The organism is Microbacterium sp. EG9 (assembly GCF_059759475.1).
This window is the reverse complement of record NZ_CM186217.1, coordinates 2,463,888-2,478,024: the sequence shown is the minus strand read 5'-3', so window position 1 is coordinate 2,478,024 and position 14,137 is coordinate 2,463,888. Positions and strand designations below refer to the sequence as shown.

Below are 14,137 nucleotides of genomic sequence, written 5' to 3'. Positions count from 1 at the left end.
CGGGGCTCACGCGGCGACGGTGGTGACCGTCGCGGCGGAGAAGTGCCGCGTGAGAACGCGGTTCCAGCGATGGGCGGGCAGGTCGCGGTACAGCGCGGCCATGCCGGTGCCGTACTTCGACACCGTCGCGGGGCGGTGTCCGTGGCGCCACAGCGCGCGGTCCAGGGCCCCCGCGCGCTGGCCCGACTTGGTCTCGACGACCACGGATGCCGGCAGCCGCAGCATCCGTCCGTCGCCGTCGAGCCGCGTCAGCCAGGCGAGGTCGGTGTCGATGGTCGCCCGCGACGGGTCGTGGCGGTCGGTGTCGGGCAGGAGGATCGTCGTGCGTCGGTAGCGGGTGACGAGTACCGGCACGAGCGCCGTCGCCAGCCGTTCGGCGTCGGGGATGCCCGCGTCGGCGAGCAGGTCGGTCGCGTACGAGACGGCGTCGTCGTCGAGGACGTCGTCGGCGGCGTGGACCGCGACGGGGACACGATCCTTCACGGTGGCGGCGCGCGCTCCCCGGGTCTTCACCTCGAGGAACGATCCGCCCGAGTCGAGGTAGGTGCGCGAGCGCACCTTGAAACGGCGGCGGCGGCCGTGGACGGCGCCGTAGTAGCTGTCCAGCGCCGGGGTGTCGAAGTACTGGGAGGCGTAGCGCAGCGACCGCTCGCCCGCCACCTCCAGCACCTGGGCGCCCGCGGGGAGCGCGGCGAGCACCTCCGGGAGTGCGCGGAGGGGGAGGAGGTACTTCCTGTCCACGCGGGTCTGCAGTGCGGCCTCCGCGTTCAGCGCGGTCAGATCGACGGTGTCGAGGTGCTGCAGCGGCTGCAGGGCGATGAGCGGGCTCATCGTCCCAGCCCCTGCGTGCCGATGGTCTCCAGCGTCTCGGGATGCCGCGACGGTGCGCTGCCCGGTCGCGGAGCCGAGTACCGCACGTCCACGACGGTGGTGTCGGCGACGAGGTCGATGCTGCGGGTGGTGATGCGGTGCGCGGGGGTGCCCAGCAGCTGGGCGACGGCCCGGTGCAGCTCGGCCTCGTCGATGTAGGCGCGGTCGAGCACGAGCTGCTGCTCGCGCGAGCGGCGCAGCAGCGCGGGGCTGTCGACGACCGCGATGACGCCCACCACGAGTGCGATCAGGCCGATGCTCAGCCACGTCACCGACGAGCTCAGACCGGCGATGAGGCCGATCGCGAGCGCCGCGAGGTAGTACGACATCTCGCTCTGCTCGATCTCGCGCGAGCGCAGACGGATGATCGAGAGTACGCCGAACAGGCCGAGCCCGAGCCCCGCCCCCACGGCCGTGTCGGTGAGGACCATCGAGACGGCGAGCACCCCGACGTTCACCCCCACGAAGGCGACCGCGAGGTCGCGGCGCCGGTGGCGCGGGTAGTAGACGGCGAACGCGAGCAGGGCGATCGCGACGAGATCGAGGGCGACGGCGGCGAAGGGGGCCATGGGAACTCCTGACGTGTGTGTCCGGATTCCCATGACAGACGGGCTCGCTATGCGCTTTCTATGCGGCGCGTCGGTCGCGCTTACGAATGCGTCGGCGGGTGATGCCCTAGCATGGCGCCGTGATGACCAGCGCAGGCACCCTCGACCAGTGGCAGTCCTTCTTCGGGCAGGGGACGGGGCTCGCGCTCTTCCTCACCTACTACGTGCTGCTCGCGGTGGCGATGTGGAAGGTGTTCAGCAAGGCCGGGTATCCCGGCATCCTCGCCCTGATCCCCATCGTGAACTGGTTCATCCAGGTCAAGATCGCGGGCTTCTCCGCGTGGTGGGGACTGCTCGCGATCGTCCCGCTCGTCAACATCGTGTTCTCGATCATCGTCGCGCTGCGCATCGGACGCGGCTTCGGGCACGGCGGCTTCTTCTCGTTCGTGCTGCTGTGGGTGATCGCGCCGATCGGCTACTTCGTCATCGGTTTCAGCGGCGACCGCTACTCCCGTCCGGCGTGAGGCGGGAACCCACGGCGCCCGCCTCGACCCCCGCGGAGCCGGTTCCGTAGGATCGAGGGTGAGGGGGTGCCGTGGCAGCCAGCAGCAAGCGCGTACGCACCCGTGACGTCGTCGCGGAGGGGCTGTACATCGCGTCCGCCGCGACGCGTCTGAGCCTGAAGAACACCATCCTCGTGCACATCCTCGCCGACGGTGAGGACTTCGACCTCGACCGTTACCTCCCGGAGGCGAAGGCGGCGCTGGAGGCCCTCGCCGCGGAGGCCGAGGACGACGCGGCACGCACGGAGCGCGAGCGCCGCGCGGCGCGCGGGCGCCACACCGACTCCGACGGCACGCACGACTATCGCAGTCGCGACGTGCGCAACCTGCGCCGGCGGCAGAAGCAGTCGCTGCACGTCGCGCACGAGCTGCGGGTGCGCGCCGACGACGAGGAGGAGCTGCGCAAGCTCGTGATCGACGCGCGGGATGCCGCATGGGCGGAGGTCGCGAGCAACATCGACCGGACGCTGCGCATCGAGGCCGCCCGCCCCGACCTCGACCCCGACTACGACCGCATGCGCAACGCCCGTATGCAGGCGCTGCGGCTCGTCGACCTGCCGAAACTGCGCGCCCACCGTCGCAGCGTCGCCGCGCAGCAGAAGCAGCGCGCCGCGGGCGTGGAGCCGGCGGAGATCGCGGAGCGCTCGGGCGCGGGGACGCCCGGCCTGGACGAGCTCGACGTCGGCCTCGATTCGTCACATCCCGGCGCGTAGGCTAAGCTGGTCCTCGGCCCTCGACGAGGTGCCGACACTGCGCCCGTAGCTCAATGGATAGAGCATCTGACTACGGATCAGAAGGTTAGGGGTTCGAGTCCCTTCGGGCGCACACTGTGTTGAGACAGCAACGAAGAAGGCCCGCGGCATGCCGCGGGCCTTCTTCGTTGACGCCGTCGATGACGACGCTCGTGCATGAAGAACTGTGACGGCGACGGCCCCGTACGCCGCCATCGCGCCTACCGTGTGAGGGTGACCACCTCCTCCGCCCCGTCCACCGCACGCCCCGCCGGCATCGATCCGCGCGGCCCGCGGTTCGCGGCATCCGTCACCGCCGCCCTGCTTCTGGTCGGCACCTTCCTCGCCCTCGTCGGCTCCTCCACGGCCACGACGGCGACGACGCCCGGGGAGCGCGTCACCGATCCGGCGTTCCTGCTCCTGCTGGTCGTCGACCTGCTGTTCGTGTGGGGCTTCGCGGCTCCCCGCACCGCGCCGTGGGGCGCGCTGTACCGGGTCGCGATCCGGCCGCGCCTGCGGCCGCCGGTCGACCTCGAAGACCCGCGTCCGCCGCGGTTCGCGCAGGTCGTCGGTTTCATCGTCGTGACGGTCGGGCTCGTGCTGCACGTCGCCGGCGTCGCGTGGGCGCTGCCGATCGCTGCGGCCGCCGCGTTCATCGCAGCCTTCCTCAACGCCGCCTTCGGCCTGTGCCTGGGCTGCCTGCTGTACCTCGCGCTGGCCCGCGCCGGGGTGTTCCGCCCGCGCGGCGGCCTGCTCGGCGCCTGAGCTGAGCCTCAGACGGGGCGGACCCGCAGCCACACGAAGCCGTGGGGGCGGAGGGCGACGCCCTCGTCGAGGTCGACCTCGACGTCGTGCACCGGGTCGAACGCGGTCCGTTCGAAACCCGACAGGGTCAGCGGGTCGATGGTGACCTCGGCATCCCCCACGTTCGCCAGCACCAGCATGCGCGTCTCGGGGCCCGGCCGTTGGTAGCCGACGACGGCGGCGTGCGGGGTGTGGAAGGGGAGGAGGGCGTTGCCGGCGAGCTCCGGCGACTGCCGGCGCACGGAGATGAGCTTCGTGAGGCGGTGGAAGACGCGGCCGGCGACCGTGGTGTCATCGCCGCGGTGGGCGTACGCGTCGCGGGGACGGTTGCCGCGGTGCACCCACCGGGTGTCGCCGCGGCGCACCGGGTCGTCGGCGTAGGTGTAGTCGTTGAGCTGCGCGACCTCGTCGCCGAGATACAGCAGCGGGATGCCGCCGGTCGACAGCGCCAGGGCGTGGGCGAGGACGACCCGGTCCTCGCCACCGGGATCGCCCGCCTCGACGCCCGCGAGCGACGCGGTGGTCCCGGTCACCCGGGCATCCCCCGTGGCGGGGTTCTCCTGGAAGGCGACGCCGCGCGCGAAGGTGCCCTCGTGGCGTCCGGTGTAGAAGCGGTTGAGGAACTGCCGGTGCGCGTAGCCGTCGATGCCGAGCTCCGCGGCATCCTCGTCGGCGAAGGTCCACCCGATGTCGTCGTGGCTGCGCACGTAGTTCACCCACGCCGTGCCCGGCGCCAGGGCGTGGCGGCGATCCAGCGCCTGCTGCAGCAGCCGTCCGTCGCGGGTGGCCAGCGCCTCCCACGTCAGCGCCATCTGCAGCGGGTTGTACGACAGCTCGCACTCGTCGGGCGAGATGTAGCTGACGACCTCGTCGGGGTGGACGATCGCCTCCGACTTGAACACCATGCCCGGAGCGGCCATCGCCAGCACCGCGTTGAACGCCTGCAGCAGCAGGTGCGCTTCGGGCAGCGACTCGCACGAGGTGCCGAGCCGCTTCCAGATGAAGGCGACGGCGTCCATGCGCAGCACCTCGACGCCCTGGTTCGCGAGGAAGAGCATCTCACCCGCCATCGCCCGGAAGACGGCGGGGTTCGCGTAGTTGAGGTCCCACTGGTAGTGGTAGAACGTCGACCAGATCCAGCGGCCGTCCTCCAGCGGCACGAACGAGCCACGGTGGTCGTCGGGGAAGATCTCCCGCGTCGTGCGCTCGTACGCGTCGGGCATCTCACGGTCGGGGAAGATCAGGTAGAAGTCGGCGTACTCGGGGTCGCCGGCGACGGCCTTGCGCGCCCACTCGTGCTCGTCGCTGGTGTGGTTGAAGATGAAGTCCAGCACGAGCGAGATGCCCGCCAGCCGCAGATCGGCCGCCAGCTCGGTGAGCTGCTGCATCGTGCCCAGGCTCGGGTTGACGCGCCGGTAGCTCGAGACCGCGTAGCCGCCGTCGTTGTCGCCGTCGGGGGCGTCGAACAGCGGCATGAGGTGCAGATAGGTCAGTCCCAGCTCGCGGAAGTACGGGATCTGGTCGCGGATGCCGGCGAGGTTGCCGGCGTAGCGGTCGACGTAGCAGACGCCGCCCAGCATCCGCTCGGACTGGAACCACTCGGGGTCGGCCTCGCGCTGCGCGTCGCGCACCTTGAGATCGAGCGGGCGTGCGTTCCACGACGCGGATGCCGCGGCCACGGTCGCCGCGAGCTGCTCCTGGCCGTCGGCGCGATCGCCGTACAGGCGGGTGAAGAGCTCGTGCAGGCGGGGGAACTGGGCATCGACGCGGGAGAGGAACCCCTCGTCGACGCGTCCGGCGCCCTCGCAGGCCTCGAGCGCGGCGCGGAGGTCGACCTCCGGCCTCGTCAGTGCGGTCATGGTGCCCCCTCCGAGTTCTCAGCGTAACCGGCGCGTAGGCTCGGAGCGTGAGTGCGTACGTCTCGGCGTTCGAGTTGTTCTCCATCGGGGTGGGCCCCTCGAGCTCCCACACGGTGGGTCCGCTGCGCGCGGCCCGCGACTTCGCGCGCCGCGCGGCCGATCGCGCCGCCGCGACGGGAGCCGGGATCGTCCGGGTCGAGTGCGCGCTGTACGGCTCCCTCGGCGCCACCGGCATCGGTCACGGCACACCCGACGCCGTCGTGGCGGGGCTGCAGGGGCACGAGCCCGAGACGGTCGATCCGGCTCTCGTGCGCGGCGCGTGGTCGGGATGGACGGACGGGGCGGACCTGCTGCTCGACGGACGTCTCGCCGTCGCGTTCGCGCGCGCCGACATCGTGCTCGCCCCGCGCACGCGCCTTCCCGGTCACCCGAACGCGATGACGCTGGTCGCGCGGGATGCCGCGGGAGCGGCGGTGTGCGAGGACACCTATTACTCGATCGGCGGCGGGTTCATCCGCCGCGAGGGCGAGGAGGCGGCCGTGTCCGCGGCATCCTCGCCCCTGCCCTTCTCCACGGCGGCGCAACTGCTGGACGTCTGCGACGAGTACGGTCTGACGATCGCGGAGGTCGCCCGACGCAACGAGGAGGCGCTGCGATCCGAGGAGGAGGTCGCCGCCGGCCTCGACGCGATCTGGGACGCGATGGCCGCGTGCGTCGACGCGGGGCTGCACGCCGAGGGCGTGCTCCCCGGCATGCTCAAGGTGAAGCGGCGCGCCGGAGCGATCCGGGCGCAGCTGGAGGAGGTCGCCGCGTCCGGGCGGGAGCTGCCCGGGGAATGGCTGGGCGCGTTCGCCCTCGCCGTCAACGAGGAGAACGCCGCGGGCGGACGGGTCGTGACGGCGCCGACCAACGGTGCGGCCGGCATCCTGCCCGCCGTCGCGATGTACTGGTGGCGCTTCCTCGCCGACTCGGGGATCGGCGCCGCGAACGCCGTCACGCCGTACGGGGAGCTGGTCGGCTCGGCGCTGCTCGGCCTGCACGGCGAGACCGATCCCGCGCCGGAGACGGTCGTGGCCTCGGCCGAGGCGCTCGCCGAGGCGAACCGGCGCCGCGGCATCCGTCGGTTCCTGCTGACGGCGACGGCGCTGGGCTCGCTGTTCAAGGCGAACGCGTCGATCTCTGGTGCGGAGGGCGGATGCCAGGCCGAGGTCGGCTCGGCGTGCGCGATGGCGGCCGGCGGGCTGACGGCCGTGATGGGCGGGACGAACCGTCAGATCGAGAACGCCGCGGAGATCGCGATGGAGCATCATCTGGGCCTCACCTGCGACCCCGTCGGCGGGCTCGTCCAGATCCCCTGCATCGAGCGCAACGCCATCGCGGCCTCCACCGCCGTGACGGCGGCGCGTCTCGCGCTGCGCGGCGACGGTACCCACTACGTGCCGCTGGACGCCGTCGTCGAGACGATGCGCCAGACCGGCATCGACATGTCGACGAAGTACAAGGAGACGAGCGAGGGCGGTCTCGCCGTCAACGTCGTGGAGTGCTGAGCACCGGCTCGCAGCCGCGGTTCGGTTGGCGCTCGCGCCGCAAACCGTGCTGCCATTTCTAGCGAACGGGCCCACCGAGCGGCCGGTCACGCAGGCGCGGCGCGGCGCGCGAGGGCGGCGCGCACCAGCGCCGCGCCGCGGGACGGATCCTGACGGATGTGCGCGGAGGTCAGGCGTACGACGTCCCAGCCGAGGTTCGCGTAGTCGGCGTACTTCTGGAGGTCCCGCGCCCACTGGCGACGCGAGGTGCGGTGGTGATCACCCTCGATCTCGACGGCGACCTGGTGAGCCCGGAACGCGCCGTCGCTGATGCCGAGCAATCGCCCGTCCGAGGTGCGCACCTCGACGTCGAGCTCGGGCTCCGGCAGGCCGGTCCCGATGAGCGACAGTCGCCAGTCGGTCTCGAGCGGCGACATGCTGCCCGTGCGCAGCAGGGGGAGTGCTGCCCGGAGCTTCCCGATTCCCTGTCGGCGTCCTGCGGCGACGGCCGCACCCAGGTTCTCGGGCCTGGCGAGCTGGCGTTCGGGCACACGCCGCCCCCATCCGTCGCGGGGCACGCGGATGATCGCGTCGCCGATGACCACCAGATCGCGTGTCGAGTGCTCACGGGCGAGCATCGCCCAGGTGGAGCCGAGCGTCGCGACGGGAATTCCGGCCCGGACCGTGGAGTGGACGAGCATCGGCGCGACCTGCACGGCGGCGATGCCCGTCCGCCGGAGCGCACGGTGCGGCGCAGGCACGGCGACGTCGAGGTCGCCGGATGCCGCGGCATCCGCGTCGAGGAGGGGGAGTCCGTGGATCGCGAGCGCCGTCGTTCCGATGTAGAACGCGTGGGGCGGAAGCACCAGCACGTGCGCGCGGACGCGACGCAGGATGGCGCGCCGCGCGATCTCGTCCGGGGCGTCCTCGCCGAGCGTCGCCGCGTCGTCTGCCTCACGCCGGAGGCGGACACCGCGGAAGGGTGCGTCCAGGTCGCGCGCCGCGAGTCGTCCGCGGGAGACGCCCGCCGCCGCCGCATCGGCGGCGGTGAAGACCTGGGGCAGAGTCGACGGAAGCGGGTGTGGTGGGCGCGGCATCCCCTCAGCGTGGGCGCATTCGCTGCCGTCGCGCGCCGCGCCGCGAGGCCCCGTGGAGAACGTGCGCGGGTGCGCCGTCTGGGGAGGAGGAGGGCGCTGCCCGGCGAGTTGGCGCCGACGCCGGAAACGGTGGCGTGGTTTCCGGCTCGTGCGTCAACTGAGCCCGGGCAGGTCGGAGGGTTCGCTGTGCGTGAACCGTTGGCACTCTCCTGGGGTGAGTGCTAATCTGAAGTTAGTTGAGTCGATGAGGCTCAACTTTCAGAACTCACAGAGCCATACACGAACAGGAGAGAACAATGGCCACGTATGACCCGTTCCGTGACCTCGACCGCATCGCGTCGGGCCTCTTCGACACGCGCCGCGGACCGCGCCGGATGCCGATGGACCTCTACCGCGACGGCGACCACTACGTGCTGAGCGCCGACCTGCCGGGCATCGATCCGGGCTCGGTCGACATCGACGTGGACGGCCAGCTGCTGACGATCCGCGCCGAGCGCACCCTCACCGAGGGCGAGGGAGTGAAGTGGATCACGCGCGAGCGCGAGACCGCGAGCTTCCTGCGCCAGCTCAACCTCGGCCAGGGCATCGACACCGACGGCATCGCCGCGACCTACAGCAACGGCGTGCTCACCGTGACGATCCCCGTGAGCGAGAAGGCCAAGCCGCGCAAGGTCCAGGTCGTCGCCGACGGCGGCGCGCCCACGATCCAGGCCCACGCGTCGGCACAGGAGCCGCAGCCCGTCGAGCCGTGACCGTCGGCGCCCTGCGCCACCGCCCGAACCGCCCCGCGTCCGCCTCGGACCGGGGCGGTTCGCGTCGACAGCGCTAGTGTCGAAGCACCCGACCCGGAACGTCAGCAAGGATGCCGATGCCCGACCTCCCCGCCGCGCACGAGCGCGAGCTCACCGCACCCGTCTCCCTCACGCGCCCCGACGGCCGGCTGAACCCGGCCGCGATCGGGTTCAGCCGGAGGCCCCTCGTCGACACCGACGGCATCGGCCGGGGGCGCGGCCGGTTCGTGCGGTCGTGGGGTCGCAACAAGCGGTGGGAGTACTGGAACGTCATCACGCCCACGCACATCGTGTCGCTGACCGTGTCGTCGCTCGACTACGCCGCGGTCCACGAAGTGTGGATCCGCGACCGTGCCACCGGACGCACGTGGTCCCGCAACGCCACCGTCCTGCCCTCGCGCGAGGTGTCGCTGCCCGGCTCGCTCGGCACGGGCATCACGATCGCCCGTCATCGCGACTTCGCGGCGACCATCGCGCCCGCCGAGCGCGGGCAGCTCTGGCGGCTGCACGCGGAGATCCCCGCCGCGTCGTTCGACATCACCGTGACCCGGCCGCCCGGCCATGACCTGCTCGCCGTCGTGGTGCCGTGGTCGTCCCGGCGCTTCCAGTACACCGTGAAGGACGTCGCGCTGCCGGCATCCGGCACGCTCACCCTCGACGGGATCGATCACGACGTGCCGGCCGGGTCGTGGGCGGTCCTGGATCACGGGCGGGGCCGCTGGCCGTACGACGTCGCGTGGAACTGGGGCGCCGGGTCGGGTCTGCTCGCCGACGGCCGGACGTTCGGCATCCAGGTGGGCGGGCGCTGGACCGATGGGACGGGGGCGACCGAGAACGGCGTGGTCGTCGACGGCGTGCTGCACAAGATCTCCGTCCCCGTCGCCTGGGACTACGACCTCGCCACGCCGCTGCGTCCGTGGCGGGTGCGCGGCGGCGGTCTCGACGCGGTGTTCGAGCCCGCGTTCGACAAGCGGTCGGCGACCAGCCTCGGGGTCGTCGCCTCGCGCACCGACCAGTGCTTCGGCCGGTGGTCGGGACGCGTCGCCGTGGAGGGCGGGGTCATCGACTTCGACGGCATCGAGGGCTTCGCCGAGGATGTCCGCAATCGCTGGTAGAGCTGAACACGAGGCGGAGGCACCGCCGGAAGGGAAACGGATGTCGTTTCAGGCATATCTCGACAACATCGAGGACAAGACCGGGCTCACCCCGCGCCAGTTCGTGGAGCAGGCGACGCAGAAGGGCTTCGGCCCCGGCACGAAGGCCGGGGAGATCGTCGCGTGGCTCGCCGACGAGTACGGCCTCGGCCGCGGGCATGCGATGGCTCTCGTGCACGTGATCACGAAGGGCCCGAAGATCGCGTCGACCCATGTGGGCACCGCGTCGACCCACAGCGATGCGAGCGACACGCTGTGGCTGGACGGCAAGGCCACGAACCCCGCGCGCGCCTCCTGAGGCGGATAATGCCCCCATGACGAGCATTCCCGAGGTGTCGTCCGCCCCGGCCGCAGCGTCGGCCCGGGCCGTGGTCGTCCGCGGCCTCGTGGTGCGGCGCGGACGCGACGCGGTGTTCGACGGGCTCGACCTCGACATCGCCGCGGGGCGGATCACGGGGCTGCTCGGGCCGAGCGGCAGCGGCAAGACGACGCTCATGCGTGCGATCGTCGGGGTGCAACGCCTCGCGGCGGGCACGGTGACGGTGCTCGGCGCGCCGGCCGGATCGCGGCCGCTGCGCCACCGCGTGGCGTATGACAGTCAGGGGGCGTCGGTCTACGACGATCTCACCGTCGCCCAGAACCTGGAGTACTTCGCGGCGGTCCTCGGCGCGACGCGCGGCGACGTCTCGCGCGTCCTCGACGACGTCGGGCTGCGGCCGCAGCAGCGCCGGCTGGTGGGCTCCCTTTCCGGAGGCCAGCGCGGACGCGTCTCGCTCGCGGTCGCGATGCTCGGCGCGCCCGACCTCCTCGTGCTCGACGAGCCGACCGTGGGCCTGGACCCGCTGCTGCGCGAGACGCTGTGGGGCATCTTCCGTTCCCTCGCGGATGCCGGTGCCACGCTGCTCGTGTCGAGCCACGTGATGGACGAGGCGTTGCGCTGCGACGAGATCGTGCTGCTGCGGGAGGGGCGGGTGCTGGCGCACTCCACGCCGGAGCGGTTCCTCGCGGCGACCGGGGCCACCGATCCCGACGCGGCCTTCCTCGCGCTCGTGCGCGCGGCGGGCGACGGGGGGATGCCGTGAACGCACGCCGTGTGGGCGCGACGACGGCGCGCGTCCTGCGCCAGCTGCGCCACGATCCCCGCTCGATCGTGCTCATGCTGGCCGCCCCGGCGCTGCTCGTCGGACTGTTCGCCTGGATCTTCTCCGACCGGGAGGGGGTCTTCGCGCAGTTCGGCGGCGGCATCCTGGCGGTCTTCCCGTTCATCGTGATGTTCCTGGTCACCTCGATCACGACGCTGCGCGAGCGTCGCGGCGGCACGCTGGAACGGTTGATGACGACGCCGATCGCCAAAGCCGACGTCATCCTCGGCTACGCGCTCGCCTTCGGGCTCGTGGCGCTCGTGCAGGCCGTCGTCACGGTCGCCTTCGCCGTCGTGGTGTGCGGGCTGGAGGTGGACGGCGAGATCTGGCAGCTCGGCCTGGTCGCGGTGGTGGACGCCCTGATGGGGACGGCGTTCGGCCTGCTCGCCAGCGCGTTCGCGCGCACGGAGTTCCAGGCCGTGCAGTTCATGCCCGTGCTCGTCTTCCCGCAGCTGCTGCTGGGCGGCCTCTTCCTGCCGCGCGATCAGATGCCCGACGTGCTGCGCGCCGTCAGCGACGTGCTGCCGCTGAGCTACGCGATCGACGCCGTCGCCGCCGTGCGCGCGGGCGACGACGGATGGGACCTGTGGGCGCCGGTGCTCGTGGTCGCCGGGGTCGCGGTACTGTGCCTCGCGCTCGCCGCCCTCACCCTGCGGCGGCGCACCCCCTGAGCCGCCCCTGGGCCCCCTGAGCCCCCTGAGCCCCCCTAAGCCCTCTGGGCCCTAGGCGCCGCGCAGTTTGCTCGTGAGCCGCTGGAGCTGCTCGAGCTCGGCGTCGCTGAGCACCGACATCCGCTCGGCGATGGAGCGGCCGTGGACCGTCGCGACGCGGCGGAACGCGGCGACGCCCTTGTCGGTCGCCCGGACGATGGCGCCCCGCCCGTCGTGCGGATCGGTGCACTTGCTGATGAGATCGCGCGCGACCATCCGGTCGACGAGACGGGAGACACTCGGCTGGCTGATCAGCATGTTCGCGGTGACGTCGCGCAGCCGGGCGGCGTTGTCGTCGCCGCGCACCACGGTGAGCAGCACGTCGTACTCGGCCTGCGTCAGATCGTCCTCGCCGAAGTCATCGCTGATCTCGCGGAGCACTTCGTGCTGCGCGCGGAAGAGGCTCTCCCACGCGGCGACGGCGAGGCGGCGGTCGGTCATGGCGTCCACTGTAGTGCGCGGGCCGGGCACCGCCGCCTAGGGTGGAGCGCATGGGGCATCGGCGACGCGGACGGGCGCTGCTCGTCGGGATCGGATCGGCTCTCGCGGCCCTGCTGCTCGTGGGTCCGGCGGCGTCGGCGTCGGCGACCTCCGCGGCGGGTCCGCTCGCGGCATCCGCGCCCGCCCTGCGCCCGACGAGCGCCGATGATTTCTCCTTCTCGTCGATGACCGCGGACTACACGCTGACCCGCGCCGACGACGGGACGAGCCGCCTCGAGGTGGTCGAGACGCTGGTCGCGCAGTTCCCGGATGCCGATCAGAACCACGGCATCCGTCGGTCGCTGCCGACCACCTACAACGGGCAGCCGCTGCACCCGGAACTCGTGTCCGTGACCGACGAGAACGGCGCCCCGCGCCCGAGCGAGATCGACAGCGAGGACGGCGCCTTCTCGATCGTGTCGCGCGCGGACGGGTTCCTGCGCGGGACGCAGACGTTCGTGCTGACCTACACGCTCGAGAACGTCACGTGGGTCTTCCCGGACTCCGGTCTGGAGTTCTACTGGGACGTCAACGGCGTCGACTGGCCGCAGGTGTTCGGCACCGTGACGGCGCGGCTGCACCTGGGGTCCGAGCTCGCTCCCGCACTCACGGGCCGGATGGCCTGCTATCAGGGGGTGCAGAACTCGTCGACGCCGTGCGCGTCGATCGCCGCGTCGCCGGATGCCGGCGGTGGCACGATCGTGACGGCGGTCGCGGACGACGTGCAGCCGTACGAGACGCTGACGATGGCGGTCGGCTTCACGGACGGCACCTTCTCGACCTACGACACCGGCTACCTGGCGTCGCCGTTCGGGTGGGGGCAGGCGGTGGCCGGGCTCCTCGCCGTCGCCGGCGGCGTGCTGGGCGTGCGGGCGCGACGCCGGCAGCTCGCGGACGAGCCGGGGCGGCCGACGATCATCGCCGAGTACGACCCGCCCAAGATCGTCGATGCGCTGGAGAGCGCGGTGCTGCTCGGCGAGACGTCGAAGGCGATCCCCGCCGAGGTGCTGGAGCAGGCCGTGCGCGGCTCGATCCGGATCCTCGACACGGACGGCGGCTGGTTCGGCAAGGACAAGCTGGCGGCGGAGCTCGTCGACCCGTCGAAGGCGGACGGCGACGGCAGGATGCTCCTCGACGGACTGTTCCCGGACGGCGTGCCGGGGGAGCAATACCGGTTCGGCACGCAGGACACCCGCCTGTCGAAGGTGGCCCAGAAGATCCTCGCCGCGGCGGAGGTAGAGCTCGGTGCCCGAGGGCTGCGCCGACAGGTGCCCGCGCGGGCGCGCTGGCTTCCGATCCTGCTGGCGGTCGTCGGTGCGGGGGCCGCGATGGGCCTCGGTTTCGTGGCGCTGGGCTCGTACGTGCAGCCCGCCGTGCCGTGGACGGTGCTGGGTGTCAGCGTCGCGATCGCGGTCGTCGTGATCGCGATGTGCTCCCGCAAGCCGCTGACCGCGCTGGGCGCCGAGACGCGCGATCACCTCAAGGGGCTCGAGGAGTTCATCCGCTGGGCCGAGGCCGATCGCATCCGCATGCTGCAGTCGCCCTCCGGCGCGGAGCGGGCGCCGGTGGACGTGGACGACCCGCGACAGAAGCTGGTGCTGTACGAGAAGCTCCTGCCCTACGCCGTCGTTTTCGGTCAGGAGAAGGAGTGGTCGGCGCAGCTCGCGGTGCTCTACACGGCTGTCGGCGCGACGGGTCCGTACTGGTACTACGGCTCGGGGGCTTTCGATGCGTCGGCGTTCTCGTCGGGCATCGGCTCGCTCTCCAGTGCGGCGATGTCGTCGTCATCGACGTCGGGAGGATCGGGCGGCGGAGGCTCGGCCGGTGGGGGCGGAGGCGGCGGCGGGGGCGGCGGCGTCTGA

At 72.1% G+C, this 14,137-nt stretch carries 15 protein-coding genes and 1 tRNA gene; 11 read left to right on the top strand and 5 right to left on the bottom strand.

Features of this window, described 5'->3' with window-relative positions:
- Positions 1 to 6: 6 nt before the first annotated feature.
- Positions 7 to 831 (bottom strand): polyphosphate polymerase domain-containing protein, encoded by an 825-nt coding sequence (locus AC6CQV_RS11685; protein ID WP_498259550.1) that lies wholly within the window; start codon positions 829 to 831, stop codon positions 7 to 9.
- Positions 828 to 1,439, bottom strand: a complete 612-nt coding sequence (locus AC6CQV_RS11680) for a DUF4956 domain-containing protein (RefSeq protein WP_205282255.1) — start codon at positions 1,437 to 1,439, stop codon at positions 828 to 830. The genes AC6CQV_RS11685 and AC6CQV_RS11680 overlap by 4 nt, the downstream gene beginning before the upstream one ends.
- A 122-nt stretch (positions 1,440 to 1,561) precedes the next feature.
- Here AC6CQV_RS11680 and AC6CQV_RS11675 point away from each other — a divergent pair, with 122 nt between their 5' ends.
- The 4 genes from AC6CQV_RS11675 (at position 1,562) to AC6CQV_RS11660 (ending at position 3,477) form a co-directional block, all read left to right on the top strand.
- A complete protein-coding gene (locus AC6CQV_RS11675) occupies positions 1,562 to 1,942 on the top strand; it encodes a DUF5684 domain-containing protein (protein ID WP_060959037.1) in 381 nt (126 codons plus the stop codon).
- 71 nt (positions 1,943 to 2,013) lie between these two features.
- Positions 2,014 to 2,694 carry an asparagine synthase gene (locus AC6CQV_RS11670; protein ID WP_223848835.1) on the top strand — a complete coding sequence of 227 codons (681 nt, stop codon included), beginning with the start codon at positions 2,014 to 2,016 and terminating at the stop codon, positions 2,692 to 2,694.
- A 39-nt stretch (positions 2,695 to 2,733) separates the two neighbouring features.
- Positions 2,734 to 2,806, top strand: a tRNA-Arg gene (locus tag AC6CQV_RS11665).
- Between the two features lie 140 nt (positions 2,807 to 2,946).
- Positions 2,947 to 3,477: a DUF4395 family protein gene (locus AC6CQV_RS11660; RefSeq protein ID WP_060959082.1), complete on the top strand. Its 531-nt coding sequence runs from the start codon at positions 2,947 to 2,949 to the stop codon at positions 3,475 to 3,477.
- 8 nt (positions 3,478 to 3,485) lie between these two features.
- Here the strand turns inward: AC6CQV_RS11660 and AC6CQV_RS11655 are convergent, their stop codons facing one another.
- A complete protein-coding gene (locus AC6CQV_RS11655) occupies positions 3,486 to 5,375 on the bottom strand; it encodes an alpha-amylase family protein (RefSeq protein WP_498259549.1) in 1,890 nt (629 codons plus the stop codon).
- A gap of 47 nt (positions 5,376 to 5,422) precedes the next feature.
- On the opposite strand from AC6CQV_RS11655, the gene AC6CQV_RS11650 reads away from it, so the two are divergent.
- Complete coding sequence (locus AC6CQV_RS11650; RefSeq protein ID WP_498259548.1) at positions 5,423 to 6,922, top strand: L-serine ammonia-lyase, iron-sulfur-dependent, subunit alpha; 1,500 nt, start codon at positions 5,423 to 5,425, stop codon at positions 6,920 to 6,922.
- Positions 6,923 to 7,008: 86 nt separating this feature from the next.
- Here AC6CQV_RS11650 and AC6CQV_RS11645 read toward each other — a convergent pair whose 3' ends face one another.
- Complete coding sequence (locus tag AC6CQV_RS11645) at positions 7,009 to 7,998, bottom strand: putative endonuclease domain-containing protein (RefSeq protein WP_498259547.1); 990 nt, start codon at positions 7,996 to 7,998, stop codon at positions 7,009 to 7,011.
- A gap of 296 nt (positions 7,999 to 8,294) precedes the next feature.
- On the opposite strand from AC6CQV_RS11645, the gene AC6CQV_RS11640 reads away from it, so the two are divergent.
- The 5 genes from AC6CQV_RS11640 (at position 8,295) to AC6CQV_RS11620 (ending at position 11,756) form a co-directional block, all read left to right on the top strand.
- Positions 8,295 to 8,750 carry an Hsp20/alpha crystallin family protein gene (locus AC6CQV_RS11640; protein WP_060959041.1) on the top strand — a complete coding sequence of 152 codons (456 nt, stop codon included), beginning with the start codon at positions 8,295 to 8,297 and terminating at the stop codon, positions 8,748 to 8,750.
- 116 nt (positions 8,751 to 8,866) lie between these two features.
- Complete coding sequence (locus tag AC6CQV_RS11635; protein WP_492490840.1) at positions 8,867 to 9,904, top strand: DUF2804 domain-containing protein; 1,038 nt, start codon at positions 8,867 to 8,869, stop codon at positions 9,902 to 9,904.
- Between the two features lie 40 nt (positions 9,905 to 9,944).
- Complete coding sequence (locus tag AC6CQV_RS11630; RefSeq protein ID WP_060959043.1) at positions 9,945 to 10,241, top strand: DUF4287 domain-containing protein; 297 nt, start codon at positions 9,945 to 9,947, stop codon at positions 10,239 to 10,241.
- A 16-nt stretch (positions 10,242 to 10,257) separates the two neighbouring features.
- A complete protein-coding gene (locus AC6CQV_RS11625) occupies positions 10,258 to 11,025 on the top strand; it encodes an ABC transporter ATP-binding protein (RefSeq protein ID WP_498259546.1) in 768 nt (255 codons plus the stop codon).
- A complete protein-coding gene (locus tag AC6CQV_RS11620; RefSeq protein ID WP_498259545.1) occupies positions 11,022 to 11,756 on the top strand; it encodes an ABC transporter permease in 735 nt (244 codons plus the stop codon). Before AC6CQV_RS11625 ends, AC6CQV_RS11620 begins: the two co-directional genes overlap by 4 nt.
- A gap of 51 nt (positions 11,757 to 11,807) precedes the next feature.
- On the opposite strand, the gene AC6CQV_RS11615 is transcribed toward AC6CQV_RS11620, so the two are convergent.
- Entirely contained in the window at positions 11,808 to 12,236 is a 429-nt protein-coding gene (locus tag AC6CQV_RS11615) for a MarR family winged helix-turn-helix transcriptional regulator (protein ID WP_101305559.1), read from the bottom strand.
- Positions 12,237 to 12,286: 50 nt separating this feature from the next.
- Here AC6CQV_RS11615 and AC6CQV_RS11610 point away from each other — a divergent pair, with 50 nt between their 5' ends.
- Positions 12,287 to 14,137, top strand: coding sequence for a DUF2207 domain-containing protein (locus AC6CQV_RS11610; RefSeq protein ID WP_498259544.1), 1,851 nt, complete (start codon positions 12,287 to 12,289; stop codon positions 14,135 to 14,137).

What these genes read in the sequence shown, in the direction of transcription:
- AC6CQV_RS11685 (WP_498259550.1), bottom strand. Translation starts at nt 831, where the DNA reads ATGAGCCCGCTCATCGCCCTGCAGCCGCTGCAGCACCTCGACACCGTC.
- AC6CQV_RS11680 (WP_205282255.1), bottom strand. Translation starts at nt 1,439, where the DNA reads ATGGCCCCCTTCGCCGCCGTCGCCCTCGATCTCGTCGCGATCGCCCTG.
- AC6CQV_RS11675 (WP_060959037.1), top strand. Translation starts at nt 1,562, where the DNA reads ATGACCAGCGCAGGCACCCTCGACCAGTGGCAGTCCTTCTTCGGGCAG.
- AC6CQV_RS11655 (WP_498259549.1), bottom strand. Translation starts at nt 5,375, where the DNA reads ATGACCGCACTGACGAGGCCGGAGGTCGACCTCCGCGCCGCGCTCGAG.
- AC6CQV_RS11645 (WP_498259547.1), bottom strand. Translation starts at nt 7,998, where the DNA reads ATGCCGCGCCCACCACACCCGCTTCCGTCGACTCTGCCCCAGGTCTTC.
- AC6CQV_RS11640 (WP_060959041.1), top strand. Translation starts at nt 8,295, where the DNA reads ATGGCCACGTATGACCCGTTCCGTGACCTCGACCGCATCGCGTCGGGC.
- AC6CQV_RS11635 (WP_492490840.1), top strand. Translation starts at nt 8,867, where the DNA reads ATGCCCGACCTCCCCGCCGCGCACGAGCGCGAGCTCACCGCACCCGTC.
- AC6CQV_RS11630 (WP_060959043.1), top strand. Translation starts at nt 9,945, where the DNA reads ATGTCGTTTCAGGCATATCTCGACAACATCGAGGACAAGACCGGGCTC.
- AC6CQV_RS11625 (WP_498259546.1), top strand. Translation starts at nt 10,258, where the DNA reads ATGACGAGCATTCCCGAGGTGTCGTCCGCCCCGGCCGCAGCGTCGGCC.
- AC6CQV_RS11615 (WP_101305559.1), bottom strand. Translation starts at nt 12,236, where the DNA reads ATGACCGACCGCCGCCTCGCCGTCGCCGCGTGGGAGAGCCTCTTCCGC.
- AC6CQV_RS11610 (WP_498259544.1), top strand. Translation starts at nt 12,287, where the DNA reads ATGGGGCATCGGCGACGCGGACGGGCGCTGCTCGTCGGGATCGGATCG.